Source organism: Fontisphaera persica (assembly GCF_024832785.1).
In the GTDB taxonomy this organism is placed as follows: Bacteria; Verrucomicrobiota; Verrucomicrobiia; order Limisphaerales; family Fontisphaeraceae; genus Fontisphaera; species Fontisphaera persica.
The window spans coordinates 1,941,863-1,966,551 of record NZ_CP116615.1 but is presented as its reverse complement, the minus strand read 5'-3'; the positions used below and the strand labels follow the sequence as shown (position 1 = coordinate 1,966,551).

Sequence of the window (24,689 nt, the reverse complement as noted above, 5' to 3'; positions counted from 1 at the left end):
CGTTGGCGTCAACGGAAAATCCCGCCTTGGGGCGCCCGGGCGTTCCGGCCTCAGGAGCCGCGGCCTAGTTTGAGCACACTTAAACCTTTGAGCAAGTCCAGACCGCGAGCCAGCGCCGGGTCGCGCACGACGTTGGGCGGCTCGACCCGCGCCGGCAGACGGCTGCGCACCGCGCCTTCCGATTCGGTGGCCTCGCGTTTCATGCGCACCAGCTCGGCCTCGTTCAACCGCGGCCGGCTGGCGGTTTCCGCGCCGCCCTCGCCCGGGCGATAGGGGTTATCCAGATAGGCCCGTTCTTCGCGCTCGCTGACCACCACCGGAATATCTGGACGCAAACCGCCGGGCTTCAGGGGTTGACTTTCGCCCAAGGTCACGGCGGCCACGGCAAGCCGCAAGATTTGGCCATTGGACAGATTGACCTCTCGGTATTCGGCGGTGTCGCCGCGGGTGGGGCCGCCAATGAGCACGGCTGTGACTTGTTCACGCAGGATGGCAGCGAGCACCTCCGGGGCACCTTTGGTCTGGCCGTTGACCAGCACCGCCAAGGGGCCTTGAAAACTTGGAGCCTCGGGGGGGGCCACAATTTTCTGACCTTTCCAGGCCATCAAGGGGCGGCCTCGCCCCACAAACCACTGGGCCAGGCGCCCGGCCGCGGCCAAATCGCGCCCCGTGGCAAAACGCAAATCCAGGACCAGGCCTTTTAGTTGATTCGAGGAGCACAAGGCGGTCAACTGCCGGGTGATTTCCTCCACGGTGTTGTCTTCGAGGCGCTGGATGCGCAAATAACCAAACTGGTCCTCGTACACCCGCGGTTGGGCTGCTGGCGGAGCATTGGTATCCACCCCATAGGTATTGGCCGGTTTTGCGGCGGGGGGTGTGACGAGCATGACCTGATTGCTGAAGCGGCGCAGCACGCCCTCCACCGCCGCCTCTTCGATCATGGATTCATCAACCCCCTCCAAGTGCTTGCGGAGGACTTCCCGTAATTCTTGAAGGGAAGGCCCTGCCGCCACTGCGGCCCCGGCGGCCAGCAGCATCCAAAGTTGCACCATGCGCCCAATCATCATACGCAAACCTAACGGCCTCCCGCGATGCCGACAACTGGAAAACTCCACAGGATTAACGCCCTGGTTGCAGGCGGTCGGGCAGGGATTCAACAAAACGCCGAATCTCATCGCGTACGCGCCGATACACGGCCAGCTTTTCCTCGCCATCCGGCAGATGGCGGGTGAGGGCGGGGGGGTCCTCAAACCCCACATGCACCACTCTGGTTTTACCGGGAAATACCGGGCAGCTTTCGTGGGCGTGGCCGCAAACCGTGATGACGTAATCGAAGGTAATTCCGCCCAGTTCATGGAGGGTTTTGGAGTATTGGCGGGACATGTCCACGCCCGCCTCTGCCATGACTTTCAAGGCATGGGGGTTCATACCATGTTTTTCGATGCCGGCGGAATAGGGTTCAATGAGATGGCCCTTCAGATGACGGGTCCAGCCTTCAGCCATCTGGCTGCGACAGGAATTACCGGTGCACAGGAACAATATCTTTAATTTGTCAGATGAATCATCCATCCCCTCAAAATGCCACAAGACGGACGAATAACAAAGCCCTTCTCAAGCTCAAGCAGGTGGAGGGATGGGGCTGGGGCATTGTCAGTTTGGATTCATACATGCCTGCCATGTGAAGTCCCTGGAGGCGGGGCATTCTGGCATTATGGAGCAGCCCCATCTGGCAGGGGCGAGCCAATAATCCCTTGTCACGCAGTGACAACGGAAATTAGTATGCCGCCACATGGCATTGCGCGCATGAGTAATCCAGGTGTCCAAGGCCCCGTGCTGGAGGGGCAATTAAACGCGGTTGAGCGGCAGTTGTTGGAGGATGCCGTGCGGACCGCGCCACGTCCCCCCCGGGTGGTGTTGGAGGTGGGCACCTGGCTGGGGGGCGGCAGCACCTTGCATTTGTTGCGCGCTTTGGAGGCCCGGGGCAGCGGGCATTTATGGGGCATCGAGGCGGACCCGGAAATATTTGCGCAGATGAAGGCCAATTTGCAGCAGGCGGCGCCCCAGTTGATGCATCGTTTCACTCCCCTCCTGGGGTTTTCGCAACAGGTCATTCCCCGCTGGCTGGCTGAGCAAGCCCCGGGCTTTGAAATTGACCTCGTTTTCCTGGACGGCGGCAACCGCCCGATGGAGCAGATGGATGAGTTTTTTCTTTTGGACCCCCACCTGCCAGTGGGGGCGCGGTTGCTGGCGCATGATGCCAAATTGCGCAAGGGCAAATACCTGGTGCCCTATCTTTCCGCGCTGGATAACTGGCGCTGCCAGTTGCATGACGTCAGCGTGGAAGGTTTGTTTTGGGCGGAAAAAACCGCGCCGCAACCTTCCCCAGCCAGTTTGCGGGAGGCGCGGCGGCGCTGGTGGCGGCGGCGCCTTGAGCCGGCGGAGGTGGCGGCCGTGGTGGTGCCGCATGCCGTGCGGAAGTGGGTGTTTCAAAGGCTGCCGGCGCGTTATGCGCGCAAGTACGCGGAGGGCCGGCAGGTTTAAGCTCACCCCCCATGAAGATACTTTTCTCTCATGACATTCCGTTTCATCTGGCGCATGGCGGCTCGCAAACGCATATCGAGAGCCTGATGCGCGAGCTGGCGGCCTTGGGGGAGGAGGTGGAGCCGGAACGCTGGTGGGATGAGCAACAAACCGGCGACATCATTCATTACATTGGGCGGCGCGCCCCGGCTGTTAATGTGCGACTGGCCCATCAAAAGGGCTACAAGGTGGTGATGACGGAGTTTCTGGACATGACGGCAAGCCGCCCGCGCCGCCAGCTTTGGCTGCAACGCTTGTTGGTGCGGCTGGGGATGCGATTCCTGCCGGCTTTTACCACCCGCCTGTCATGGGAGTCATTTCGCACAGTGGACGCCCTCATTTTTTGTTCGCCCATTGAACCCGCCGTGGCCCAATACTTGTTCGACGCGGATCCGCAGCGGTGTCACTACATCAGTCACGGTTTGGAAGCGGACGTGCTGGCGGCGCTGGCCCAGCCGGATGCCGAGGAAGATTACTTGATTAGCATGGCCACCATCGCGCCGCGCAAGCGCACGGTGTGGTTGGCGGAAGCCGCTCGTTCAGCCCAGGTGCCCGTGCTTTTTCTGGGCAAACCTTACGCGGAGACTGATTCCTATTATCAACAGTTTTGCGCGCTGGTGGATAATCGCTGGGTGCGTTACGCGGGCTTTGTCAGCGAGGCGGAAAAGCAGCGGCTGTTGCGGCGGGCGCGGGGTTTTGCGTTGTTGAGCGAATTTGAAACGGGCTGCATCGCCGTCTATGAAGCTTCAGCCGCAGGTTTGCCGCTGTTTTTGTCCCGCCTGCCGTGGGCGACTGGGGGGTACCCCACGGCGCGGCACATTCAATTTTGCCCCCTGGACAGCCCGGCGGCGATTGCGCGGCGTCTGCGGGAGTTTTACGAGAAGGCCCACCGTTTTGCTGGGCATAATTTCCCAGTGCCGACATGGCGGCAGGTGGCGGAGAAGACCAGGGAGGTATATCGGCAGGTACTGGCAAAGGCGCCGGCATGAGAAAGTTGCGCGTGGCCATGATTATCCCGGACAACCGGGATGAACGCCGGCAGTACGACAGGCCGGAGCCGGAATTTGGCCCGGCCCCGGCCGCTCTGTTGCAGGGATTGCAGGAGCTGCCGGAGATTGAGCTGCACGTGCTGGCCACCACCCGCCGCCCCATGGCGGCCCCCGCCCAACTGGGGGAGCGAGTGCATTATCACCTCCTGCCCGCCGGCCGGTTTGCCGGGCTGAGCGGGTTATACCTCCCGGCCGTGCGCGCCTTGCGGCAGCGAATTCAAGCGTTGCAACCGGATGTGGTGCATGGGCAGGGGACGGAGCGTTATTGCGCGCTGGGCGCTGTTTTCAGCCGGCGTCCGAATCTGGTTACCGTCCATGGCAATATGCGGGCGATTGCGCGACTGCATCGGGCGCTCCCCTTCACTTATCTTTGGGTTGGGGCGCGGCTGGAGTCCCTGGCCGTGCGCCGGGCGGGAGGGGTGGTTTGCCTGACCCGCCATACCTTGCGCGAAGTCCAGGGGCTGGCCCGGCGGACATGGCTGTTGCCCAACGCTGTGGACCCGGAATTCTTCAGGGTGAAAAGGGAGCCGTCCCAGAAGCCCTGGCTTGTGTGTCCGGCCAACATTGTAGCCCTCAAAAACCACCTGCGGCTTATTGAAGCGCTGGCCCCCGTGGCGGAAAAATATGGGCTGACCCTGGTGTTTGCGGGCGGAGGGGATGCGCGGGACCCGTATTATCAGCAATTTAAGGCGCGGGTGGCGCAACACCCGTGGTGTCGTCATGAAGGCTTTTGGCATCGCAGGCAATTGCTCGAGGGCCTGGCAAGGGCCACACTGGTGGTGTTGCCCAGCTTGGAGGATAATTGTCCCATGGCGCTTCTGGAAGCCATGGCGGCGGGAGTCCCGGTGGCAGCAGCGCGAGTGGGTGGCATTCCGGATGTGATTGAAGCAGAGGTCACCGGAGTTCTATTTGATCCGCGCGATCCTGCAGATATCCGCCGGCATCTCCAGGAAATGTTGGAGCGGCCAGATTGGCGTGAGCAGATGGCAGCGGCCGCTCGCCAGCGCGCCGCACAATATCATACACCGCAGGCAGTGGCGGCGGGGCATGTTGCCATTTATCGGGAGTTGTTGCAAATCCCCTCATGAAAGGATTGCAAGCATCCTGGCGGCAGGGATGGCAGCGCATCCAGCGCTCCGCCATGTTGTATGGCGTGCTAGGGACGGCGCTGCGTGCGGGCGCACAATTTTTCCTGCTGCCTTTCGTGCTGGTGGTTTTACCGCCCAAGGAGCTGGGCATTTGGTGGCTGTTTCTTTCCCTGGGCACGCTGGTGGTGCTGGCGGATTTCGGATTCGGCCAGGCGCTGACGCGCGTGTACAGTTTTTTATGGGCGGGCGCCGAGGATTTTGACACCGAAGGACTGCGCGCGCCGCCGGAGAAAGGCGAGCCTAATCTGAAACGGTTGCGCCAGGTGCATCTGGCTGCGGCACGGCTGTATCTCTACCTGGCCGTGGGCGCGATGACGGTCATCGGCCTGGGGGGCACCTTGCTGGTGGCTTCTCACATATCGCTGACCGCTCGGCCTTGGTGGAATTGGGCGTCGTGGTTCACGTTTTTGGTCGCCACCGGCTATAATCTGGCCACTTCTTACTGGGGCATGGCCTGTCAGGGGGTCAACCGGGTGCGAGCCTATCAAGCGGCGATGCTATGGAGCAGTTTGGTTTATTTTGTTTTGGCGGCGGGTTTGCTGCTGGCCGGGCAGGGTTTAATGGCATTAGTGGTGGCCTCGGCGGTGCGCGCCTTTCTGGCCCGCCGGTTGTGGCGCCGGGCCTTTCTGGAAGCGGTGCCGCCCCCGGCCGAGCCGGTCATGCCGGACCCCACACTTTTTCCACGTTTATGGCCCAACGCCCGCCGCTTTGGCGTGACTTTCATCGGCAGTTATTTGTTGACCAATGGCAATATCCTCATTGGCAGTCAGATTTTACCCGAAGCGGAATTTGCCTCCCTGGGCCTTTCCACCCAGGTGGGATTTTTCCTGGTGGGACTGGCCAATTTGTGGCTCAACGTCAAATGGCCTGAAATCACCATCATGCGCACTCAGGGACGCATGGAAGAGTTGACCCGGCTTTTCATCCGGCGGCTGGGCTTGATGCTGGCAACGCTCGTGGGGCTGGCGGCGCTGGTTTTGGTTGCGGGCAATGCCTTGTTGGAATTCAAGGGCGCCCAGACCCGCCTGCTGCCGGCGCCCATGCTGGCTTTTTATTTTGCGAGTCTGTGTTTTCAAACCTTTTATGGCGCCTTTGGCGCGCTTACCTGCACGGCCAACGTCATGCCTTTCAACCGTGTGGCGCTGCTGACCGGGGTGGGCGCCATGACCTTGAGTTTATGTTTGGCGGCGCCCTTGGGGTTATGGGGGATGTTGCTGGCGGTGCCGCTGGCGGAGCTGGCCGGCAATGGCTGGTTTTACCTGCGCCAGGGGCTGCGCAGTCTTCCCTTTGCCCCCAAGGATATCCTTCGCATGGCCTTGTCTTAACGGCGCGGCCGAAAAAGGCCCAGCACCGAGATGCCGTGAAAAGGAAACGCGCGCTTGAAAAGGCCGGTCTCAAGCCGAATTTGGGTTTTTTCGCCAAAAAGTTTGCCGGTGAGCCGGCTGAACAAGGGTAGGGCGGTGGCATCAAAGCCCCACTCAATTAACTCCAGCCCGCAATGGCGCTCGGCCAGGTTGAGAAAGTGGTAGTGATCCCACGATTGCAGGTGCCCTTCGTTCACATAATCCAGCCGGATACGCCGATGAAACAACCAGACCAGATTGCGCAGATTGGGCACGGCCAGAATCAGACATTGGCGGGCGATGCGGCCCAGACCGGTCAACACCTGCCGGGGATTTTCCACATGCTCCAGGACGTGGAAGCAGGCGACAATGTCAAAAGATTGCGGACCGAATTGGGGCAGGGGATCCCCCGCCTGCAAACTCACGGCCCGGCCTTTCTGGGCGGCCAGGGCCACGCATTGCGGGTCCACATCCGCCCCGGTCACCTGATAGCCCGCTGCGCCCGCCAGGGTGAGAAACTCCCCTCGTCCACAACCGTAATCCAGCAGGGTTTGCCCCCGGGGCGGGCAATGGCGCATGAGCAAATCCAGCCCCACTTGTTTCCAGTGGTTTTCGTAGAAATGATGCCGGTTGCCGGCTTCATCTATTTGGTAAGGGAGGTGTTGGATGGGGGCGGTCACAGCGAAAAAACCGGGTTAATCTGGGAGTAATTTGCGTAATTCACTGCCTTGGGTCCACGCCAGGGTGGTTCCCGGCACGCGGTAGAGTGCCAGTCGTTCTTGCAAAGATTCCAAATAGGCTGTCAGCGGCCCGAAACGTCCGCGCCCGCCATAATCGTGCCAGAATACGAGGCCGGCGGGAGCTATCATGCGGGCCATTTTTTCGGTATCATTACGGACATAAGGCAGAGCGTGCGCCCCATCAATGAATCCCAGCTCCACGCGCCCCGCAAAGGGAGAAGGGTCAAAGGCCAGGGAATCGCCCAGCAATTGCTCGAAGCGGGCCTCCAAGCCGTATTCATACACATACGCCGCCAGCCGCCGGCGCTGAATGAGGCTGCAATCCGAATCAATCATGTTTTTTTCAGTCGGCGTGGCAGAGGGCGGCAAGTCCAGGCTGTACACACGGGCCTCGGGCGGTGTGTTCATCAGGAAAACGGCGGTGGTGCGGCCGTTGAAGGTGCCAATTTCAAAAACGCAGCGCGGCTGCAGCAAGCGCGTCGCAGCGGCCAGCATGGTCAGTTCTGTCAAGGAAGTGCCCCCGGCGTCAGTCAGCCGGGGCGGCAAATGGACGCGGTCCTCCCGGGACAGGCTTGAAGGCCGGTTCTTCCATAGAAAATCAATAGGGTCCCGGGGGGGCAGTCCCCAGCCCAGGTATTCCTCGCCCCGGCGGATGTTTTCTGAAAGACAGGCCCGGTAAAGGTCGGGTTTGAGCCACCGCAGCAGCAACACATAACCATTCAACCCGGCCAGCGCAGCCCGGAGGCCATGCCAGCGCGTGCTAAGATGGTCTGCGTTATCGCTCATGTCAGCGGGCATGTTACCGAAGTATCCAAATTACCACAACTGCGGATGCGCAATCTGGATGGGCAAAGAAATCCCTGCGGGGGACAGGAAGAAACAGAAGGGTGGCAGAGTGGGCGTCAATCCCTATTTCCAAATTGACGGCAGAAAATGGACGTTATATAATTGTGTAACTCAAAAAAACCCTACCATGCCAGTCCGGGTAATGCAGACCGTGGCGGGTTTGCTACCCGACAGGAATGTGGTCAGGCCTGAAGAAAAACCTGCCATGAAGCGCGCATTCTTCTTTTTGAAATCTCCTTCCATCTGGCGACGAGTGTATGTGGGGCTGGTGCTCTTTTTGATGGGCACCCTTCCCTCGCCTCTGTCCGCGGCCTTGATTGCGTATTGGAACTTTGACGAGGGTACTGGCACAATTGCGCGAGACACCTCCGGTGTGGGGACGCCGCATGATGGGACGTTGGCAGCTCAGGGAACCGGGACCTTGCCGCAATGGATTCCCGGCCGGTTTGGATACGCGCTGGATTTCAACCGGGTGGACAATGGCAATGGCTCGCGGGTGACGGTGCCTTTCCAAAATGACCTATGGTTGAACGATGCCTTCACCATCAGCTTTTGGTATCGTCCGGGCCCCAACATCGGCGATTTTCCGGGCCCGATGCGTATTGGTTCTCAAAGCGCCACCTCCGGCTCCAACATTGGATGGGGCTTTTTCCGTGCCCGTAATGGCAACCGCTTGACGTTCAAACGGGGCAATGCGCAGCCCAACATGTTCCCTCCCGCACTGGTCAATGGCACCTGGTACCACGTGGTTTTGCGGCACGACGGCGTCAATCAGAACACGGCCATTATTTTCGGGGTTTCCACCAATGTCACCACGCAGGCGTGGTTGGATGCCACGGCCACGACCATTTTTGAGTTTGGCCGCATGGACCAAATGGATGACTGTGATTTGGACGATGTGGCCTTTTTCAATGAGGCCCTGCCGCTGGAGCGGATTTATACCCTCAACAGCGTGCCGACCCAGTTGGGGCTGGATTATAGCCTGGCCGAGGTGCGGGCGCTTTGGGCGATTTTTGATGCGGGCCCGGGCAGTTCGGGGACTGTCAAGGGGCGCACATGGACTTATACGACTGAAATTCCTGGGTCGCCTGCGCCGGGGGAGGCATTCATTGCAGGAAACAAGTTTTATGTGGTGTTGGCGCCGGGTGCTGGTCTCACGGCCACAGCCACCTTTTATGGAGATATCAACCCTGCTGGGGCGGGGAGGCCGGGCACCTTGGTATTGCCAGAAACCCCGGACATTGCTTCGTCTGCTCGTTTGGTCTTCGACTTGGGGGCGACGACGGAATTAGGCCCGCAAAATGACTTTTTGGAAATTCAGGGCGATTTGGTGATTACCAACACTCCGGTGGTCATCAATCCGCTGGCGCCACTGGCCAACGGCACCTATTGGTTGATCAAATATACGGGGGTCAAACGTGGTGATTTTAATCCGGTGGTGATTCACAATTCCCGTTATTCCATAAACCTCGATGAAACTGAGGAGGGGAAGATTAAACTGGTGGTGAACGGCACCAATGCCCCATTGCAATGGGTGGCCACGGCCAATGGCAACTGGAATTTCACCATGGCCAATTGGTCCAATCTGGTCACCCAGGCCGAGGACGTCTTCAAACAGGCAGACGTGGTGCGTTTTGATGATACGCAGCTTGTGCAAATCAACGTGGTTTTGGGCGGCCAACTGTCTCCAGCAGGGGTGGTGGTGGCGTCCTCGTCGCTGAACTTCAGTTTCACTGGCTCGGGTACGCTGGGTGGAATGGCCTTGGGATTAACCAAATCCGGCACTTCCACGCTCACTTTGGGAACGGCCAACCTGTTTCTGGGGCCGGTGCAAATAAATGAGGGCATACTGAAGCTGGGCCATCCCGCAGCGCTGGGGGCGACAGGGCAGGGGACGATAATTGGGGCGGGCGCCACGCTGGACCTCGGGGGCATTTCCCCGGGAACCGAACCGGTTAGTGTGAGCGGTGCAGGCCATAATGGGGTGGGCGCCATCATCAATTCCGGCGGGGCTTTGGTCAACAATGGCCTGGGGGGAGTGATTACTTTGCAGGGCGACACCACCTTGGGCGGCCCGAACCGGTTTGATATTTTTGCGGGAACCATTGTGGGGAATGGCCATCGTTTAATCAAAGTGGGACCGGCGGAAATTGCCTTGTCGCATTTAGGCGAAACCGGGCTGGGCGAAGTGGAAGTATTAGGCGGCCAGTTAACTGTCCTGGGCAATACGCAGTTGGGTAATCCGGCAGCACCCCTCATGGTAAGGCCGGGGGCAACCTTGGCTTTTTGGGCGGTGGGCACCAATGCCACCACCAAAAATATCATTATGGAAAACGGCCGCTTATTGAATGCCACCACGCCCCCGCTCGACAATGCTGTTCTGCGAGGCTCCCTGAGGTTAAGCGGCACGAATACGGTGGACGGTGTCTCCAGCATCAGCCTTTACGGTGAAATCATGGGCAACGGACGTTTGAATAAAAATGGCTCGGGCACGTTAACGCTCGATTCGCCGGGTGAGTTTCAGGGGGCCATTTACCTCAATAGTGGCCGGTTGACTTTAGGAACCAACGCCACCCTGGCTGGGGTCACCAATCTGGTACTTGCTGCCGGCACCGTGATGGATGTCAGCAGCCTGCGGCCTGCGCAGCTCTATGATTTGCCCGAGGGACAATCGCTTATGGGCAGTGGGATGGTCCATGGCAGCGTGAGGGCGGGGGCGCGCACCGTGTTGCAGCCGGGGACCAGTGCCGGGACCCTGACGATTACCAATCATCTCACCTTGGAGACAGGGGCAACTTTGGTTTTTGAGTTGGGAGAATCCACCGTCGAGGGTGGCGGCACCAACGACCTGCTGGTATTGGGAGGTGACCTTTATCTGAATGGCAGGGTGACGCTAAAGATTGTGCCATTGGCGCCCCTGAATACCACGGAGTTTTACACACTAATCAACTATGGTGGAACCTTGAATGGCCTGGTGGAAAACCTGGAAGTGGTAACCGACAGCCGCTATTCCTTCCTGCTGGACACTTCGGTGCCCGGAAAAATCCGCCTGCTGGCCACCGCGGAGGGCGGCACTATCACCTGGCGGGGGGACCATCCGTCGGGGCCGGGTTTGTGGGATTTGAATCAAACTCCCAATTGGGCCGGCAACGAGCGGTTTTTGGCAGGGGATACTGTGGTGTTCGATGACAGCGGAGTGGAGACGACCGTTCAACTGGTGGGAGATTTGTACCCAGCCATTTGGCGCATCGAGGCGAATAGCAAAAATTATGTTTTTCGAGGGGAGGGCCGCATCCGAGGCGGGAGTTTAACCAAATCCCAAGGGGGCACCGCCACCATCGCCAATACCGGTATCAATGATTTCGCCGGTGCCATTACCTTGCTGGGGGGGGGTGCTGGAAGTGGGCGAGGGCGGGGCGTATGGAAATCTCGGCTCCGGCCCGGTGGAAAACCGCGCCAAACTTGTGCTCAAGCGCAGCGACGACGTGACTTGGGGCAACACCATGACAGGGGACGGGCTTTTTGTTAAATCGGGCACGAACACCCTGTTCCTTGGCGCTTCCATGGCCGGTTTTGACGGGACAATCATAGCGCAGGGTGGGCGGCTGCGCCCCACGGCGGCCACGGCGTTTGGTACAGCGGCGGGTGGCACCTTTTTGGAAGCAGGCGCCGCGCTGGAAATCAACGCGATTAACTTCGGTGCTGAACCATTCACGGTAGCGGGCGCTGGCCCGGATGGTTTGGGGGTGCTGGTAAATAGTGGTGGGGGGCAGAACAACGCATTCCGTTTTGTCACCTTAAGCGGAGATGCAACCGTGAACGCCATAGGCCGATTTGATGTGCGCGCCAACCCGGATGCGGCATTTATGGGGAACGGCCATGCATTAACCAAGATTGGCGCCAACCAGTTTTCGCTGGTCAGTGTGGGTAATACAGAGCTGGGGGATATTTCCGTGTTGCAGGGGACCTTTTCGGTGGAAGGCAACACCTACCTCGGCAGCAACGGGGTGATGGTGGTGACCAACGGCGCCACGGTGATGTTCTGGGGCAGCTCGCAGCCGCAGGACAAGGCGTTTGCCCTGGGCAATGGCGCTCGTTTATTCAAGGACAACGGCACGGCCACCTTGCGCGGCGGCGGATTCATCACGGGAAGCAACACTGTGGAGGCCGCGAGCAACTCGGGCACGGATTTCACCCTGGCGGGGGTGATTGGCGGTGACGGTCTGCTGCATAAGCAGGGGGCGGGCAATGTGTTCCTGACCGCGGACAACACCTACACCGGTGGCACGTTGGTCAGCGCGGGTAACCTGTTCCTGGGCAACGGGGGGGGAAAGTGGCTCCGTGGCGGGTGATATTATTGTTAATTCCACACTTTACTTCTGGCGCACGGACAAGTTTGTGCTGACCAATAATATCCGGGGCGCGGGCAATGTGTATATTCGCACGCCTGGCGAGGGGGCGATGATTATGGACGGCAGCGCCCAGATGGAAATCGGCCAAAGTTTGGAGGTGGGGCGTGATATCTACGGCCGGCTGATCATTCAAAATGGCGCCCGCCCGGTGGTGGGACGCATCAACGTGGGGAATATCAGCGGTACGACCGGTGATGTCGTGCAGGATGGTGGCGACGTGTTCATCACCTTGGAAATGCGCGTGGGGCACTGGCCCAATAACACCAGTTCTTACCTCCTCGGCGGCGGCACTCTGAACATTACCAACGTGCCCGCCGGCGTGGTGAACCAGAATGCCGTGGCCGAACAAAATGGCATCCTGTACATAGGCATTGATGGCACGGGCATCTTCACGCAAACCGGCGGCGTGGCCATCGCTCATGGCATTGTGTTGGATGGCCGGGGTGAGACTGCCGACACGGACACCTTTAACTTGGAAGGCGGCATCTTCCGGCTGGGACCCTCCGGGTTGAAGAGCGGCAACCTGGACAATAATACCACTTACCTTATCAACCTCGGCGGCGGCACCTTGGGCGCCTGGCAGAGCTGGACCAGCGTGCTGGCCATGACGTTGACCGGCACCAATGGGGACGTGACCCTGGACACGGATGTTCACACCATTCAACTCTCAGGCGTGTTGTCAGGGCCGGGCGGCCTGCGCAAAACCGGCTCCGGCCTTCTGGCATTGCGGGGCAATCATACGTACGCCGGCCGCACGGTGGTGAGCGCCGGAACTTTGAGGGTTGAGGGCGCGCTGGCCGGGCCGGTGGCGGTGGAGGAGGGGGCGACTTTGGAGCCGGGCACTGGTTTGGTGACCTTGACCCTCGCCCAAGACCTGGCTTTGGCGGGGAATCTGGTCATGGAAATTAACAAGGCAGGGCTGGTGCTGCGCAGTGACCGCATTGTGGGCGTGGCGACTCAATATTGCGGCGGCACCCTCCAGGTGACCGCCACCGGCGATGCGCTGGCGGAAGGGGATGCCTTTGATCTTTTTGACGCAGTGGCGTTTGCGGGCAGTTTTGCCAGTTTGGAGTTGCCGCTACTGCCGGAAGGCTTGCGGTGGGATACTTCCCGTTTGACGGTGGACGGCACCATCCAGGTGGCGCGTGCGCTGCCGCCCACCCCGCCGGTCTTCGCTGCGCCTGTGCGCGAAGGAAACAACCTGATACTGAGCGGAACGGGTGGACGGCCGGGAGACCTTTACCGCGTTTTGGCGGCCGACAACCTTGCCTTGCCGCTGGTGGAATGGGAGGAAGTGGCCAGTGGCCGGTTTGGATTGGACGGCAGCTTTGCTCAAACCCTGCCCATTCTTGCTGAACAACGCCAGCGATACTTCATCATTGTCAGCCCATGAAATGAGGGTGGAAGCTGGTGAATGGTTAACCTTGGGCGCGCTGTTGCCGGAGCATGGCTGCAGCGCGCCAACTCCTGCATAATCTCCTTTTAGCGGGGGAAAAATCGAGCATGGTGCCGGTGGTGGGACTCGAACCCACACGACTTTTTACGGTCCCAGGATTTTAAGTCCTGTGCGTCTGCCATTTCGCCACACCGGCGCGGGTAAACCATCGGATGGCCCGCACCTTACGGCAAACCGGCATGGGCCGCAAGCCTGCACACTGGGCGGAGAGTTGGAGGTTAGGCGATATTCATGCCTGTGCTTGCAGTTTTGCCAGGCAACCGGGCCTTTGGGCATAATCTTAGACGGGGTGCGGTAGGTGCATTGATAAGGGCAGTGAAAAATAAGAAGCAACAATAAACTTAATTAGAAAAATTGGCGTTCAAAGGGGCTGGTGCTATATATTGCCGCCATGAACAGACATCGCGTGTTTTTCGGGGTGGCCGGTTTGGCGTTGGCAGGGGCGCTGGCGTTGGTGGCCGCCGATTTGGCCGCCAAGCTGCCGCCGCCGTCCGATAAAAAGGGTTTGACTTACGAAAAGGACATCAAACCGATTTTTGAAAAGTCGTGCATTGAATGTCACGGTCCGGATAAGCAGAAGGGCCGGGTGCGGCTTGACAGTTTGGAGGCGACGCTCAAGAGCGGCAAGGGCAAGGCGGTGGTGCCGGGCAAAAGTGAGGAAAGCCTGTTGGTGTTGTCTGTGGCGCGGGTGACGGAAGACCCTGACCATCACATGCCGCCCGAGGGCAAAGGCGAGCCGCTGAGCAAGGAGCAGGTGGGGTTGATCCGGGCGTGGATAGATCAGGGGGCCAAGTAAAGGCTTGCGGGCTGCCCCGCGCGGCGGAGCCGCCGTTACAGGAGCTGTCGCCGTTTAATGGTGAGGTACTGGGACACCAGTCCGGCGCTGAGTTCTTCCTGGTCCAGCAAAGTGAGGCGGACTCCCCGGCGCGCAAGGGATCGTTCGAGCTCTTGCAACTTCCACCATTGTAAGTGACCGGCGAGGTGCAAGTACAAATCGTCCACATTTTGCGCCTCGGCGGAGCTGAAGATGGGCAGGGCCAGTGGAGGGCGGAGCATGGCCACCAGAATGAGATGCTGGCGACAGAGCATCTCGAGGTTGCGGCTGAAGCTTTCGGCCATTAACGGGTCCTCCAGACTGGTGAGGAAGATTAATAACGCCCGGCGGCGCAGCCGGAGGCGGAGAAAGGTGGCGACTTCATCAAAATCGGGCGCGACTTCCTGGGGCATGAGGGTGTAAAGGGCGTCGCGGCAGGTTTGGTAATGATGGCGGCCGTTGCGCGCCCGGACGAAGCGCTCGATTTTATCGCTGAAGGACAAAAGGCCGAAGTGGTCGCCTTGTTGTTCTGCGGCCAGCCCCAAAACGAGCGCGGCGGTGAGGTAGCGTTCAAAGGCAGTTTCAATATGGGCGGTGGGGGTGTCCGCAGCAGCGCCCATTTGCAGCGTACGCGCGGCGGGGCGCCCGCTCAGTCGTGAGGCATCGAGCAAAACGTAGATTTCCTGTGTTTTTTCAATTTGATACACTTTGGTAATGGGACGGGCGCGGCGGGCGGTGGCCTTCCAGTGCACATCCTCGTAGCTGTCGCCGGGCAGGTATTCGCGCAGGAGCTCAAATTCGCGTCCTTTGCCGACCTGGCGCACGGCATGCACACCGACCATGCCCCGGCGCAGAAACAGCGAGGCCAGCGGGGTGCGTTCACGGGCCAGGTTGGGATAAACCCGAATTTCCAGACGCAGCGGTTGCTGGCGGCGCACGCGCCAGAATCCCCAGGGGGAGTCAGTTTCCACGCCGGCCGTGTGGATGAGGTAACGTCCGCGCCGGTGGGGACAAAGAGTCCACTCCCCCAGACACCAGGCCTGACCGGGGGGCAGCATCAATGATAGTTCTTCGGGATGGGCCGTAAGTTCCTCGGGCCAGGGCAAGGCCAGCCGTACCCGGCGTTCCGTTGCATCGGAGTGCCGCAGTTTGATTTCCAGCTTGCCTGGCCGGTCTTTGGCAAGGCGGGTCATTGGAGGGCCGCATAGCTCCAGGCCTTGCCAGGATTGGGAAGCGCGCAGCGCATCCGTTATCACAATGGCAATCACGGCCAGCCCAGCCAGCAGGCAGAAAATCGTCCAGCCAGGGGCTGCCGCCGCCAGCAGGCTCAGGGGCAAGCCGGCCAGGGCCACCGTTTTGAGCAGGCGTGGCGCGGGAACCATCATCGCGGGACTGGTGTTTCCTGCAAAATCCGTTCGATCACCTCACGGACGGTAAGCCCCTCGATCTCAAATTCCGGGCGCAGCACCAAGCGGTGTTCAAGCACGGGCAGGGCCAGGGCTTTAATGTCATCGGGGGTGACGAAATCACGGCCGGCCAGCGCCGCTGAGGCCCGGCTGGCGAGGAGAAGGCTCTGCGTGGCCCGTGGGCCGGCTCCGGCCAGCAGCGCTTCATGTTCACGGGTGGCACGCACCAGGTCCAACAGATACGCCACCAATTCATCGCGGACGGTGATGGCCTCCATGGCGGCGCGCAGCCTTTGCAATTCATTAGGCCCCAAAACGGGGTGTACCTCGCCGCGGGCGAGCACATTTTCCGGAGCTTCGCCCTGCAACATGCGGCGGGCCAGGGTCAGTTCTTCTTCGCGGCCCGGGCAGGCCATGTTGATTTTGAGCATGAAACGATCTTTCTGGGCCTCGGGCAGAGGGTAGGTGCCCTCGTACTCGATGGGATTTTGGGTGGCGAAAACCGTGAAATTGGGGGAGAGGGCATGGGTTTCGCGGTCAATGGTCACGGCGCGTTCCTGCATGGCTTGCAGCAGGGCGGCCTGGGTTTTGGCGGGGGCGCGATTAATTTCATCAGCCAGCAGGAAATCGGTGAAGACCGGGCCTTTGATGAGGGTGAACTCGTTGCGTTGCAGGTTGAAAACATTGGTGCCGGTGATGTCGGAGGGCATTAAATCCGGGGTGAACTGGATGCGGGCAAACTGGCAGTGCAGCACGGCGGCCAGCGTGCGGACGAGCAGGGTTTTGGCCACACCGGGCACTCCTTCCACCAGGGCGTGCTGGCCGGTCAGAATGGCCATGAGAGCCAGGTCCACCACTTGTTCCTGACCGATGATGACTTTTTGAATTTCCGCGCGGGCGCGCGCCAGGGTTTCCTGCCAGGCCAGTTCGTTTGGATTCATAAAGCTGAGGAAGGAGACGAGTTTTTAGGAGCTGCCGGGGTTTGGGATTTGCGATGCCGGCGTTTTTCTGCCGCCAGGCGTGCCAGTTCCGCATACACGGCCACCGGATTGGCCAAACGCGCCGGGGTTTGCTCGAAGGCGTTGACCCGCGCCTCCATCTCCGCCAGCACGGTCGCATCGGCGTTCCGTCCGGCGGTTTCTTTCCAGTGTTCCAGACAAATGCGGAGCACCCGCCGCGGCGGAATGCCCCGGCGCAGAAGATGCACCAGCCCCATCATGGTATCGCGACCCTGGATGTAAGCGGCTTGTTCTGCGGAGGGTTTTTGCGGCAAAGGCGCCAGGGGAAAACTGTTTTGCCAGATATACAACAAGGCCAGCAACAGCAGCACGGCGGCCACTCCTTGCAACCGGTATTGTCGCAGCAGATTGCCCATGCCGGGCTGTTCCACCACGCCGAGGTGGGTTTCGTTGAAAACCACTCGCGCCGAGCGGCCCACCAGCCAGGCCAGCAAGGGCGGGACGCGATGGAAACGCATGGCTTCATTGCTGAGCAGGTAGCTATCGGACAGCAGCACAATGGTGCCGCGGCCCCAGGAGCGTTCCATGACCACGGGGGCGTTGTTCACGGCGTACAACACGCGCCACGCCGGGGAATGATTGGTGAAAACCAAAGCGCTGCGCCAATCCAATGTCTGCGGCCAATCGGCCAGAGCAGGGACGCGCCGGGCGGTGGCGGGCAAAAAAGTTTCATCCTCCTGCTTCGACAGGTCCTGATGCGCAAATTGAAATTGCCATCGTTCTTCCAACGGGGCGTGGCTTTCGCTGGTGACTTTGCCGGCTTGGTTGAGCTTGCGCCAGAGACTTCCCCAATTGACCGATGGAGGCGTCAATTCTCCTGCAAAGGCTATGACCAGCCGCCCACCATTTTGCGCCAGTGCTTCGATGAGGAGGCCATGCTCGGCCCATTCTTCCAGAAAATCGGCGCGTTTGACCCCCACCATGAGCCAGGTGGCCGGGGCGTCGGCTTGGACCCACCGCCAGGGGCGGTAATTGCGGTGAACGTCCAGCCCCAGCTCCTCCAGGGCGAGGTAGAGTGCTTTGATTCCGAGCGGGTCAGAACGCAGGGAACTGTAGGGCGGGTAGAGGTCCCCTCCCGTCTGGCGCAGATGAAAGAGACGCACCAGGCCGGCCACCAACAGGGCGGCCAGCACCAGGACGAATCCCCAGGCCAGGGCGCGGCGTTTCATGCGTTTTGCAGATGGCTCAGGTGTTCTTCACAGCGCTGGTATAATTGCGCGTCGGCGGCATGACGGCCATACCAGACCCGCTCGAAATCCTGCATCAGCCCCTGAAAAGGTTCGAGCAGGCCGGGATGTTGATGGGTTTTGCGGGCCAATTCTCGAACATATTCACGGTTGCTTTTGCCGCGCGCCAGCGCCAGCAACTCGCGCCGCGCCAGGCCGGCCAGCGCGGACAAATAAAGTGCCCGCAAGGCCAGCCGCCATTCACCGCGCGCCGCAAAATCCCGGCTCATGGCCAGCCACTCCTCCTCGGGCAGCAGGGCCGGGCTGACTTCTTCTTTCTGCAAATCCGGGCGCGGAGCAGGTGTTTCTACGGCGGCTTGGCCGGCCAGCGCCGTCTGGAGCCGTTGGCGGTGGCGGCGCCAGAGCCATTTGACCAGCACGAACAACATCACTCCCAGCAGCAACACAAGGATGACGCGCAGGGGAGAAAGCCAGTCGGTCTGGACCCCGTCGCTGTCCGGAGTCCAGCCGGGAAGCCGCCGCCGCCCCAGCAGCCGGTCCAGCCAGCGCTCGAAGCGGTCCAGGGTGAGGGAAACCCCTTGCCACCATGCATCAATAGTGGCGGCAATCTCCTCAAAGAATGCGGACAAAAAACCGGCATTGTCCCCGGCAGAGGCCTTGGTTTCTACCCGGGGCATGCGCCAGGTAAATTCGCGCTGTTGCAGGGTGCGGTCGAGAGCCTGGTCCAACTGTGCGGCGGGTAACGAGCCAGACGGCGGGGTGATTTGCGGGGTGTTCTCTGAGGCGCAGGCCCCCAGGGGCAGCAATCCCAGCCACAACAGCCAGAGTGGTGTGAAGGCGCTTTGGAGGCGACGAAGTTCGGCCTTGATGTCCGCGCCAGAGGTGCGTGCCTGGGTGTAAAAACAGCGCAAAGTATAAACGGCTTTCATCAATGGGTCCATGGTCACCCACGTCAAAGCCCCCACGGTGGCAAAAAAGGTCAGGTTCCAGTACGCAACGGAGGAGCGCGTGAACCAGGTTTCAATGCCCAGCCACGCCTTGAGCAGATAAGGGACCAGGGCAAAGGCGCTAATCCAGTTCAGCAGTACCACCAGCGCCGTAAGAGTGAGCAGGCTTAGCAAATAATGGTTTTGCCGGGGCGCCCAGCAGGCGCACCGCCAGGCTTCCAGGACTGTCGCACGCAGGGAGGATTGGTGGCCATGGCCGACCACGCTGAGATTTTGAAAAAAGGCCCACACCCAGGCAAAGGGCAGGGCCGCGACCAACGCCAGAGGTATCGCCAAAAAACCCCACGGTTGGACAGCGGCTTGCAGAATAACCATGCGTGCCACCCGGTGAAGGGACCAATTTTGGGCCGCCTGGCAACCCTGAAGCGCAAGCAGAGCGTCACAAAAAACGGCCTGCCAGGCTTTGAGCCAGACAAACAGCAGCGCCATGCCCAGGGCGGCGGTGGCCAGGTGCCGCTCGGCCAGCGCGCTCTGGCTCATTTCCCCCCAGAAGAAGAGGAGACCCAGCACGAAGGGAACGACTCCCGCCGCGTAGGAAGCCCAAGCCGGAGCCGGCAAACGCCGCAACAGGGCCAGCGCTTCTTCCAAAAGCTGCCAAGCTCCGGTTTCCTGACCCGTTTTAGGCCGTGCTGCCATTTACCTTTGTGATTCCCAAGAGCTGGTCTCTTTCATTTCATGGAAACTGGAGGGAATCTTGATTAACAAACTTCCCACCGCATAAAAGAAAAGCCAGGCCACCACCACACCCGCCAGCGCGGCGGCGCAACGTCCCACCGTTGCCGGCCAACGCCGTTTCTGGGCGGGCGCCTGCAACAGACGCCGCAGGCAGGAGGCGCAAAGCAGCCGGCCTTGATGCTCATTGATGCATTCCCGGCAGTAAAAGCGACCGCAGCTTGGACAGCGGGCCACGGCCTCACGCAGGGCGTGATGAAAGCAGCGCTGAAGATGCAGGGGAGTGGTGCCGGGCATAAACTAAGGATTGGCGGGAGAGGACGGGGAGGGAGGGGCCAACGGGGCTGGGGCGGACGGAGTCTGGTGTTGGTGGATTAAGGGGCGCAATTGCTCCAGGAAGCGTCTGGCTTCTCGCACACGATTAATGGGTGAAAGTTCCAGACATTGAGCTGGAGTTTGTAAAAAAACACGACAGGAGGGACCGCGGCGCAGGTTTTCCAGGATCCATAGAAAGAGGAGACCGGTTAAAACACCGAGAAAAACTTCTGCGCCGCTGCCCCAGGCAATGAGCGTGATTACGGTCAAAAAGAGCAACGGCAGAGCCAGCAGCAGGGTATGCCACAGCCACGTTCTCGTTCCGGCCCACCACAACGCCTGCACGTCCCGGAAGTAAAGGCGGCGATAATTTTCGCGCATCAGGCTCTTCTCCACGAGCAACAAATGGTCCGGGCCAAGGTATAAGCGAACGCGCACTGGCGCAATCATATCCAATCCGCCTCCGCGCGTGCCAACGGAGCCGATGGGCTTATAGGGGATGGGGGAGGACATGGTCATTCAGTCTAGTTGACCATGATTAAAATTACCACCAGGACCAACGCCAGCAGGTGCAGCGTGGCCAGGGATAGGGCGAGGGGTATGCGCCAGTTGCGCCGCTGAGTCAGGCCCGGCGGAGCCTTGCGAAACCGCCAGGCCACCACCAGGGCGAGGGGTGAGAGAAACACCAGCCCCAGCCATGCCAACACGGCCAGCGTCAGCGCCAGTTCATCATACCTGACACGTGACGTGACCCAGCGCGGCTCGAGGCCCTCCTTGCGCTTTTGCTCCAGGCAGGCGGCACAGTAGTGGGCTTCCTCCACTTCAAAATCGCAAAGTCGGCACAAAAAACGGCCACAGGCAGCACAAAGGTTTGAGGCTTTTCGGTCCGGGTGATGGAAACAGGCCGCTTCTTCGCCTGTGGTCAAAGGCTCGCCCACCTCCCGTGAAGGTTTGGGAAGGTCTGCTGCGGGGAAGAATTCCACCTGGAGGAGGGCATGACACAGCGGGCATGGCTGGGGCGAGCCGCTGGTGAGCGCTGTGCGTGACAGCAGGCCTTTACAAGCGGGGCATGCCAGGGAGTCCATCATGACATTCTAGAGGGTGGCGGGGTGGCGAATCATAAATGGTTGCTTTTACTTCGGCGGCGCCTCGATGACCCGGGTGTCACAGATAAAATCGTGCAAGGCGCGGCGTTCCTCATCGAACCAGGGGGTCAAATAACCCACGCAGCAAGTGAGCGCCGAGAGCCAGGTGGCGAAATGGCGGCCAAAACAGCGGCCCAAACTCATCCGCGAGCCGTCCCCGCGCACGATTTTAAGCCGGCAGACCATCTTTCCGGGCGTCGCCGCATAGCGATGCCAGAAAAAGACATAGTAAGCCATTTGCAGGGTCATGCTCACGAGATTGGTAAAAAGCTGGAAAGCGATAAACAGACCCAAATTATCCGGGCCCATTTGGTTGGTCAGGAATCCAAACCCCAAGGAGGCAGGAATAAACATGATTAATTGCATGATGTACAAGATGATACCATCGAGGATAAAAGCCACCACGCGCCGGCCCAGGGGGGCAAACCGCAAGCGTGTGGGCGAGGCCGGCAACGGCAACCCCTCAATCACCATTTGCCGGTAAACCGGCTTGCAACCGGCACAAAGATGGAGGTCGTTGAGCGGCAAAACTTCTTCGGGTGGATAATAACGGCCACAGAGAACACAAGAACGATGGTCGGCGGGCACGTTCTGACCGGAGACCACCGGGGGGAGCGAGACAAGCGAATCAACCGGGGGAGGGGCGGTTGGGGCCGGGGCCAGGGATTGGTATTCCACCCATTCCGGCAAGCCCTCCCGCCAAACAAGCGTGGCCGGGCCAATCACGCCCTCGCGGCGAAGGCGCTGAAATTCCTCGTCGGTGACGGGGCCAAACTGCTGACCTCCTTGACTATAGAACCAGGTCATGCCGTGGATGAAGGCATGGATATTAACCGCAATGTCTTTGCATGATTCATTGGCCCAACCAGAGCACCAACGCGCCAAGGGCAATACGATACCAACCAAACCAGGTGAAGGTGTGCGTTTGCACAAAACGCAACAACCACTTCACCACCACAAAAGAAACCACGGCCGACACCAGCGTTCCCAAAAGCACCAGCCCCCAGTTCTCGGGGGCGGCTCCTGGCGGGGGGTGATGCACGGCCTTGAAAATTTTAAGACTGCTGGCGGCCAGCATGGTGGGGATTCCCACCAGAAAAGAAAATTCCGTGGCGGCCGGCCGGTTCATGCCCAGCAGCAGGGCCAGCAGAATGGTGGCGCCGGAGCGGGACAATCCCGGAAAAATGGCGGCCAAAAGCTGCCCGACACCGACGGCGAGGGCAATGGGCCACGTGACTTCGGCGGTGCCCTGGCGTTTTTTCAACCATTGCTCCACCACCACAAAACCGATGCCGCCGATGAACAAAGCCAGGGCCACCGGCGTGGCCTCCTCCGGCAATTTTTTACCCAGCTTGTCCCAGAGGAATCCTCCCGCGCAGGTCAGCCCGAAGGCCAGCGCCCACTTGAGCAGGTAATCCCGCGTGGCAGGCTCCTGCCAGCGCCGCACTTGCGCGATTTGGGCCATGCGTTCCGGAAACAGCGGGATGACCGCCAGCACAGCGCCGGCCTGAATGACAACATTGAAGAGGTCCGACTGCCGGGGAAGATATTGCTCCACCAGCAAGAGATGGCCGGTGGAGGAAATGGGGAGGAATTCGGTGATTCCCTCGATGACGCCCAGGAGAATGACGGCGAGCCACTCAGGCATGGCACTCACGGCTCGCGGTTGAACTGGCTGAAAACACGAGGAGAGGAAGGGGTTATTTCTTTTTGCCGAACAAACCGGACCACATGGACTGCCCCTCCAGTTGTTTTTGCTGCACCTTGAGCTGTCCCAGCACCGCCTGGAGCGCGATGAAAATTTTGTGCCACTGGTTTTCCAGTCCGCGCAGGGCGTTTTCGTTCAGTTCACTCAAGGCGCGGATGGAGCTGGCGTTGCCGATGAGGTTGTGGATGTCTTCACGGTTGACCGGCGGGGTTTCAAAGGCGGCGAGGATCATCTCCAACTGCTGCGTCATCACGCTTTTGACCTCGAGGAATTGCGCCTCCTCCTCGGGACCGAAACGCTTGGCGCGGGCCAGATTGATGAAGTTGCTGAATTGTTTCCAACACTCCAGATACGCCTCCATCTGGCTGATCATGGAGTCGAGTTTTTTGTTGCGCATAACGAAGGGCTGGTTGTCGCTGCGTTACTCCTGCCGTTCAGGGCCGTGCGGGGCCAGAAAGACCATGGCGCCGCCGCGCATTTCCTTGGCGGTGATGCGCAGGGCGCTGTAGTTGATGACCAGCTCGCTCAGCGGCTGGTGCGAGGCGTGCGCCCGTGCAAAGGCCGCCAGCACCGGCTGACTGATTTGGGCGATGCATTCCTCCGGAAAACTGGTCGGCAGGGTCGAACTGAGCAGATGGCCATGCTTGTCCACCGTAAAGGTCCCGGCCGGGATTTCCAACGGTTTGGCCTCACCCTTGCCTTTGCCAAAGATGTCTAGGATACCCATTTAGAAAGCACTGCATTCAAGGTTTCCCGGCATTCCGCGGCGGTCATGCCCCGCGCATAACCGACATACAGCAGTTTCTTGCCGGCTTCCACCACACTGACGTTGCGGCGCAGGCTGTTGCCCTGGATTTCCTTGAGGCTGCCTGCGACGAAGGTTTCGCCCAGCTTTTTGAAATCCTCCCAGGTTTCCACCACCCATTTTTCCACGGCCTTGGGATTTTCGATGCCCCAATTCTCGCCGCCGGTCCCATCCGGCGCCACCGCCAGCAGGCTGTCCACGCCTTTGACCTTGGCGCTCTGTTGGAGCGGGGTTTCCCGGGTCAACGCCTCCTCGTGCAGCTCTTTGATGGCTTCCGAGCCGCCGGCCTCGCGGGCCTGGTTTTCATCCAGAATTTGCACCACGTCCAGCAACAGGCCATCCACCGTGTTGAAAATGCGGCGTTCGTGTTCCGGCTCGGCGGGCAGGTTTTCAAAGCTGCCGGAGCGCCAGGTCATGATTTTCTTGAAAGCTTCCTCGCCGGTGACATCGCCCAGCTCAGCGTCCACCAGCTCGCCGCTGTTGATCCAGATTTTGCCGACGAGCTTGCCATTGGTGATCTTCAGGACGGTGCTGCTGTGGGAAAGACATTCCAATTGCACGATATCCACCAGGCTTTTGCTTTGCACGCCGCGGAAACCGCCATGCTCGGTGCGGCTGAGCACGGATTCCACACCTTCCAGGAAGAGCCGGATTTCCTGTTCGCTGCTCGGCTTTTGCCAGAACAAATCCACCCCCAGGGAATAGGCGCGCGCGCGGAACTGGTCATCCACCACCGCCGTCATGACCATGATTTTCATATCGGGGTATTTGCGGCGGACGATGGACAACACCTGCAAGCCGTCCATGCGCGGCATGTTCAGGTCGGAAATCATCAAATTGAAACTTTCCGACTCCAGCAGCGCCAGCGCCTTGGTGCCGGTGTCGCACGTTTTGACGATGGGCTGGCTGGGCAGGGAGCGCAAGTACTGCTCATAAAGCTCCAGCGTGTCCAGCTCGTCATCCAGCAACAATATTTTTGGATTCTCCGGCATTTCACTCTTTCTCCGGCCTCATGCCCGCAAACCCTTATAAATCAA

General features: G+C 60.1%; 24 protein-coding genes and 1 tRNA gene. 8 read left to right on the top strand and 17 right to left on the bottom strand.

Annotated features, from left to right (window positions below):
• Positions 1–50 precede the first annotated feature (50 nt).
• Both NXS98_RS06975 and NXS98_RS06970 read right to left on the bottom strand, forming a co-directional pair.
• Positions 51–1,052, bottom strand: coding sequence for a S41 family peptidase (locus NXS98_RS06975; protein ID WP_283847762.1), 1,002 nt, complete (start codon positions 1,050–1,052; stop codon positions 51–53).
• 67 nt (positions 1,053–1,119) lie between these two features.
• Entirely contained in the window at positions 1,120–1,569 is a 450-nt protein-coding gene (locus NXS98_RS06970; RefSeq protein ID WP_283847761.1) for an arsenate reductase ArsC, read from the bottom strand.
• A gap of 234 nt (positions 1,570–1,803) precedes the next feature.
• Here NXS98_RS06970 and NXS98_RS06965 point away from each other — a divergent pair, with 234 nt between their 5' ends.
• Genes NXS98_RS06965 through NXS98_RS06950 form a run of 4 tightly spaced genes read left to right on the top strand, consistent with a single transcriptional unit; the run spans position 1,804 to position 6,102 of the window.
• Positions 1,804–2,541: an O-methyltransferase gene (locus NXS98_RS06965; protein ID WP_283847760.1), complete on the top strand. Its 738-nt coding sequence runs from the start codon at positions 1,804–1,806 to the stop codon at positions 2,539–2,541.
• Between the two features lie 11 nt (positions 2,542–2,552).
• Complete coding sequence (locus tag NXS98_RS06960; RefSeq protein ID WP_283847759.1) at positions 2,553–3,569, top strand: glycosyltransferase family 4 protein; 1,017 nt, start codon at positions 2,553–2,555, stop codon at positions 3,567–3,569.
• On the top strand, positions 3,566–4,717 hold the full coding sequence (locus NXS98_RS06955; RefSeq protein ID WP_283847757.1) for a glycosyltransferase family 4 protein: 1,152 nt from the start codon (positions 3,566–3,568) through the stop codon (positions 4,715–4,717). Before NXS98_RS06960 ends, NXS98_RS06955 begins: the two co-directional genes overlap by 4 nt.
• Complete coding sequence (locus tag NXS98_RS06950) at positions 4,714–6,102, top strand: MATE family efflux transporter (protein ID WP_283847756.1); 1,389 nt, start codon at positions 4,714–4,716, stop codon at positions 6,100–6,102. Before NXS98_RS06955 ends, NXS98_RS06950 begins: the two co-directional genes overlap by 4 nt.
• On the opposite strand, the gene NXS98_RS06945 is transcribed toward NXS98_RS06950, so the two are convergent.
• Together NXS98_RS06945 and NXS98_RS06940 are read right to left on the bottom strand one after the other, a co-directional pair.
• A complete protein-coding gene (locus NXS98_RS06945; RefSeq protein WP_283847754.1) occupies positions 6,099–6,800 on the bottom strand; it encodes a class I SAM-dependent methyltransferase in 702 nt (233 codons plus the stop codon). The two genes, NXS98_RS06950 and NXS98_RS06945, sit on opposite strands and share 4 nt — an antisense overlap.
• A gap of 15 nt (positions 6,801–6,815) precedes the next feature.
• Positions 6,816–7,646 carry a class I SAM-dependent methyltransferase gene (locus NXS98_RS06940; RefSeq protein WP_283847753.1) on the bottom strand — a complete coding sequence of 277 codons (831 nt, stop codon included), beginning with the start codon at positions 7,644–7,646 and terminating at the stop codon, positions 6,816–6,818.
• A 265-nt stretch (positions 7,647–7,911) separates the two neighbouring features.
• On the opposite strand from NXS98_RS06940, the gene NXS98_RS06935 reads away from it, so the two are divergent.
• From NXS98_RS06935 to NXS98_RS06925, 3 genes are read left to right on the top strand one after another with little or no spacing between them, the layout of a single operon-like run.
• Entirely contained in the window at positions 7,912–11,235 is a 3,324-nt protein-coding gene (locus NXS98_RS06935) for a LamG-like jellyroll fold domain-containing protein (protein ID WP_283847752.1), read from the top strand.
• Positions 11,171–12,058 carry an autotransporter-associated beta strand repeat-containing protein gene (locus tag NXS98_RS06930; RefSeq protein WP_283847751.1) on the top strand — a complete coding sequence of 296 codons (888 nt, stop codon included), beginning with the start codon at positions 11,171–11,173 and terminating at the stop codon, positions 12,056–12,058. The genes NXS98_RS06935 and NXS98_RS06930 overlap by 65 nt, the downstream gene beginning before the upstream one ends.
• A complete protein-coding gene (locus NXS98_RS06925) occupies positions 12,048–13,511 on the top strand; it encodes an autotransporter-associated beta strand repeat-containing protein (protein WP_283847750.1) in 1,464 nt (487 codons plus the stop codon). Before NXS98_RS06930 ends, NXS98_RS06925 begins: the two co-directional genes overlap by 11 nt.
• 111 nt (positions 13,512–13,622) lie before the next feature.
• Here the strand turns inward: NXS98_RS06925 and NXS98_RS06920 are convergent.
• Positions 13,623–13,710: transfer RNA gene (locus NXS98_RS06920), tRNA-Leu, on the bottom strand.
• A gap of 255 nt (positions 13,711–13,965) precedes the next feature.
• Here NXS98_RS06920 and NXS98_RS06915 point away from each other — a divergent pair.
• On the top strand, positions 13,966–14,370 hold the full coding sequence (locus NXS98_RS06915) for a c-type cytochrome domain-containing protein (RefSeq protein WP_283847749.1): 405 nt from the start codon (positions 13,966–13,968) through the stop codon (positions 14,368–14,370).
• 35 nt (positions 14,371–14,405) lie between these two features.
• Here the strand turns inward: NXS98_RS06915 and NXS98_RS06910 are convergent, their stop codons facing one another.
• The 12 genes from NXS98_RS06910 to NXS98_RS06855 form a co-directional block, all read right to left on the bottom strand.
• Positions 14,406–15,773: a DUF58 domain-containing protein gene (locus tag NXS98_RS06910; protein WP_283847748.1), complete on the bottom strand. Its 1,368-nt coding sequence runs from the start codon at positions 15,771–15,773 to the stop codon at positions 14,406–14,408.
• Positions 15,770–16,735 (bottom strand): AAA family ATPase, encoded by a 966-nt coding sequence (locus NXS98_RS06905; RefSeq protein ID WP_283847747.1) that lies wholly within the window; start codon positions 16,733–16,735, stop codon positions 15,770–15,772. The genes NXS98_RS06910 and NXS98_RS06905 overlap by 4 nt, the downstream gene beginning before the upstream one ends.
• Positions 16,732–17,982, bottom strand: coding sequence for a DUF4350 domain-containing protein (locus NXS98_RS06900; protein ID WP_283847746.1), 1,251 nt, complete (start codon positions 17,980–17,982; stop codon positions 16,732–16,734). Before NXS98_RS06900 ends, NXS98_RS06905 begins: the two co-directional genes overlap by 4 nt.
• On the bottom strand, positions 17,979–19,643 hold the full coding sequence (locus tag NXS98_RS06895; RefSeq protein WP_283847745.1) for a DUF4129 domain-containing protein: 1,665 nt from the start codon (positions 19,641–19,643) through the stop codon (positions 17,979–17,981). The genes NXS98_RS06900 and NXS98_RS06895 overlap by 4 nt, the downstream gene beginning before the upstream one ends.
• Positions 19,644–19,976: a rhomboid family protein gene (locus NXS98_RS06890; RefSeq protein WP_283847744.1), complete on the bottom strand. Its 333-nt coding sequence runs from the start codon at positions 19,974–19,976 to the stop codon at positions 19,644–19,646.
• A 3-nt stretch (positions 19,977–19,979) separates the two neighbouring features.
• Positions 19,980–20,507 carry a hypothetical protein gene (locus NXS98_RS06885; RefSeq protein ID WP_283847743.1) on the bottom strand — a complete coding sequence of 176 codons (528 nt, stop codon included), beginning with the start codon at positions 20,505–20,507 and terminating at the stop codon, positions 19,980–19,982.
• 11 nt (positions 20,508–20,518) lie between these two features.
• Complete coding sequence (locus NXS98_RS06880) at positions 20,519–20,839, bottom strand: hypothetical protein (RefSeq protein ID WP_283847742.1); 321 nt, start codon at positions 20,837–20,839, stop codon at positions 20,519–20,521.
• A gap of 288 nt (positions 20,840–21,127) precedes the next feature.
• On the bottom strand, positions 21,128–21,946 hold the full coding sequence (locus NXS98_RS06875; protein WP_283847741.1) for an RDD family protein: 819 nt from the start codon (positions 21,944–21,946) through the stop codon (positions 21,128–21,130).
• Between the two features lie 46 nt (positions 21,947–21,992).
• On the bottom strand, positions 21,993–22,787 hold the full coding sequence (locus tag NXS98_RS06870) for an undecaprenyl-diphosphate phosphatase (protein WP_283848135.1): 795 nt from the start codon (positions 22,785–22,787) through the stop codon (positions 21,993–21,995).
• A gap of 52 nt (positions 22,788–22,839) precedes the next feature.
• Complete coding sequence (locus NXS98_RS06865; protein ID WP_283847740.1) at positions 22,840–23,244, bottom strand: hypothetical protein; 405 nt, start codon at positions 23,242–23,244, stop codon at positions 22,840–22,842.
• Between the two features lie 24 nt (positions 23,245–23,268).
• Positions 23,269–23,574, bottom strand: coding sequence for a hypothetical protein (locus NXS98_RS06860; RefSeq protein ID WP_283847739.1), 306 nt, complete (start codon positions 23,572–23,574; stop codon positions 23,269–23,271).
• Positions 23,562–24,644 (bottom strand): response regulator, encoded by a 1,083-nt coding sequence (locus tag NXS98_RS06855; protein ID WP_283847738.1) that lies wholly within the window; start codon positions 24,642–24,644, stop codon positions 23,562–23,564. Before NXS98_RS06855 ends, NXS98_RS06860 begins: the two co-directional genes overlap by 13 nt.
• Positions 24,645–24,689 lie beyond the last annotated feature (45 nt).

Bases quoted from the DNA above. Each gene is read 5' to 3' on its own strand.
- NXS98_RS06975 (WP_283847762.1), bottom strand. From the start codon at position 1,052: ATGGTGCAACTTTGGATGCTGCTGGCCGCCGGGGCCGCAGTGGCGGCA.
- NXS98_RS06970 (WP_283847761.1), bottom strand. From the start codon at position 1,569: ATGGATGATTCATCTGACAAATTAAAGATATTGTTCCTGTGCACCGGT.
- NXS98_RS06965 (WP_283847760.1), top strand. From the start codon at position 1,804: ATGAGTAATCCAGGTGTCCAAGGCCCCGTGCTGGAGGGGCAATTAAAC.
- NXS98_RS06960 (WP_283847759.1), top strand. From the start codon at position 2,553: ATGAAGATACTTTTCTCTCATGACATTCCGTTTCATCTGGCGCATGGC.
- NXS98_RS06955 (WP_283847757.1), top strand. From the start codon at position 3,566: ATGAGAAAGTTGCGCGTGGCCATGATTATCCCGGACAACCGGGATGAA.
- NXS98_RS06950 (WP_283847756.1), top strand. From the start codon at position 4,714: ATGAAAGGATTGCAAGCATCCTGGCGGCAGGGATGGCAGCGCATCCAG.
- NXS98_RS06940 (WP_283847753.1), bottom strand. From the start codon at position 7,646: ATGAGCGATAACGCAGACCATCTTAGCACGCGCTGGCATGGCCTCCGG.
- NXS98_RS06935 (WP_283847752.1), top strand. From the start codon at position 7,912: ATGAAGCGCGCATTCTTCTTTTTGAAATCTCCTTCCATCTGGCGACGA.
- NXS98_RS06915 (WP_283847749.1), top strand. From the start codon at position 13,966: ATGAACAGACATCGCGTGTTTTTCGGGGTGGCCGGTTTGGCGTTGGCA.
- NXS98_RS06910 (WP_283847748.1), bottom strand. From the start codon at position 15,773: ATGATGGTTCCCGCGCCACGCCTGCTCAAAACGGTGGCCCTGGCCGGC.
- NXS98_RS06905 (WP_283847747.1), bottom strand. From the start codon at position 16,735: ATGAATCCAAACGAACTGGCCTGGCAGGAAACCCTGGCGCGCGCCCGC.
- NXS98_RS06900 (WP_283847746.1), bottom strand. From the start codon at position 17,982: ATGAAACGCCGCGCCCTGGCCTGGGGATTCGTCCTGGTGCTGGCCGCC.
- NXS98_RS06895 (WP_283847745.1), bottom strand. From the start codon at position 19,643: ATGGCAGCACGGCCTAAAACGGGTCAGGAAACCGGAGCTTGGCAGCTT.
- NXS98_RS06890 (WP_283847744.1), bottom strand. From the start codon at position 19,976: ATGCCCGGCACCACTCCCCTGCATCTTCAGCGCTGCTTTCATCACGCC.
- NXS98_RS06885 (WP_283847743.1), bottom strand. From the start codon at position 20,507: ATGTCCTCCCCCATCCCCTATAAGCCCATCGGCTCCGTTGGCACGCGC.
- NXS98_RS06875 (WP_283847741.1), bottom strand. From the start codon at position 21,946: ATGACCTGGTTCTATAGTCAAGGAGGTCAGCAGTTTGGCCCCGTCACC.
- NXS98_RS06870 (WP_283848135.1), bottom strand. From the start codon at position 22,787: ATGCCTGAGTGGCTCGCCGTCATTCTCCTGGGCGTCATCGAGGGAATC.
- NXS98_RS06865 (WP_283847740.1), bottom strand. From the start codon at position 23,244: ATGCGCAACAAAAAACTCGACTCCATGATCAGCCAGATGGAGGCGTAT.
- NXS98_RS06860 (WP_283847739.1), bottom strand. From the start codon at position 23,574: ATGGGTATCCTAGACATCTTTGGCAAAGGCAAGGGTGAGGCCAAACCG.
- NXS98_RS06855 (WP_283847738.1), bottom strand. From the start codon at position 24,644: ATGCCGGAGAATCCAAAAATATTGTTGCTGGATGACGAGCTGGACACG.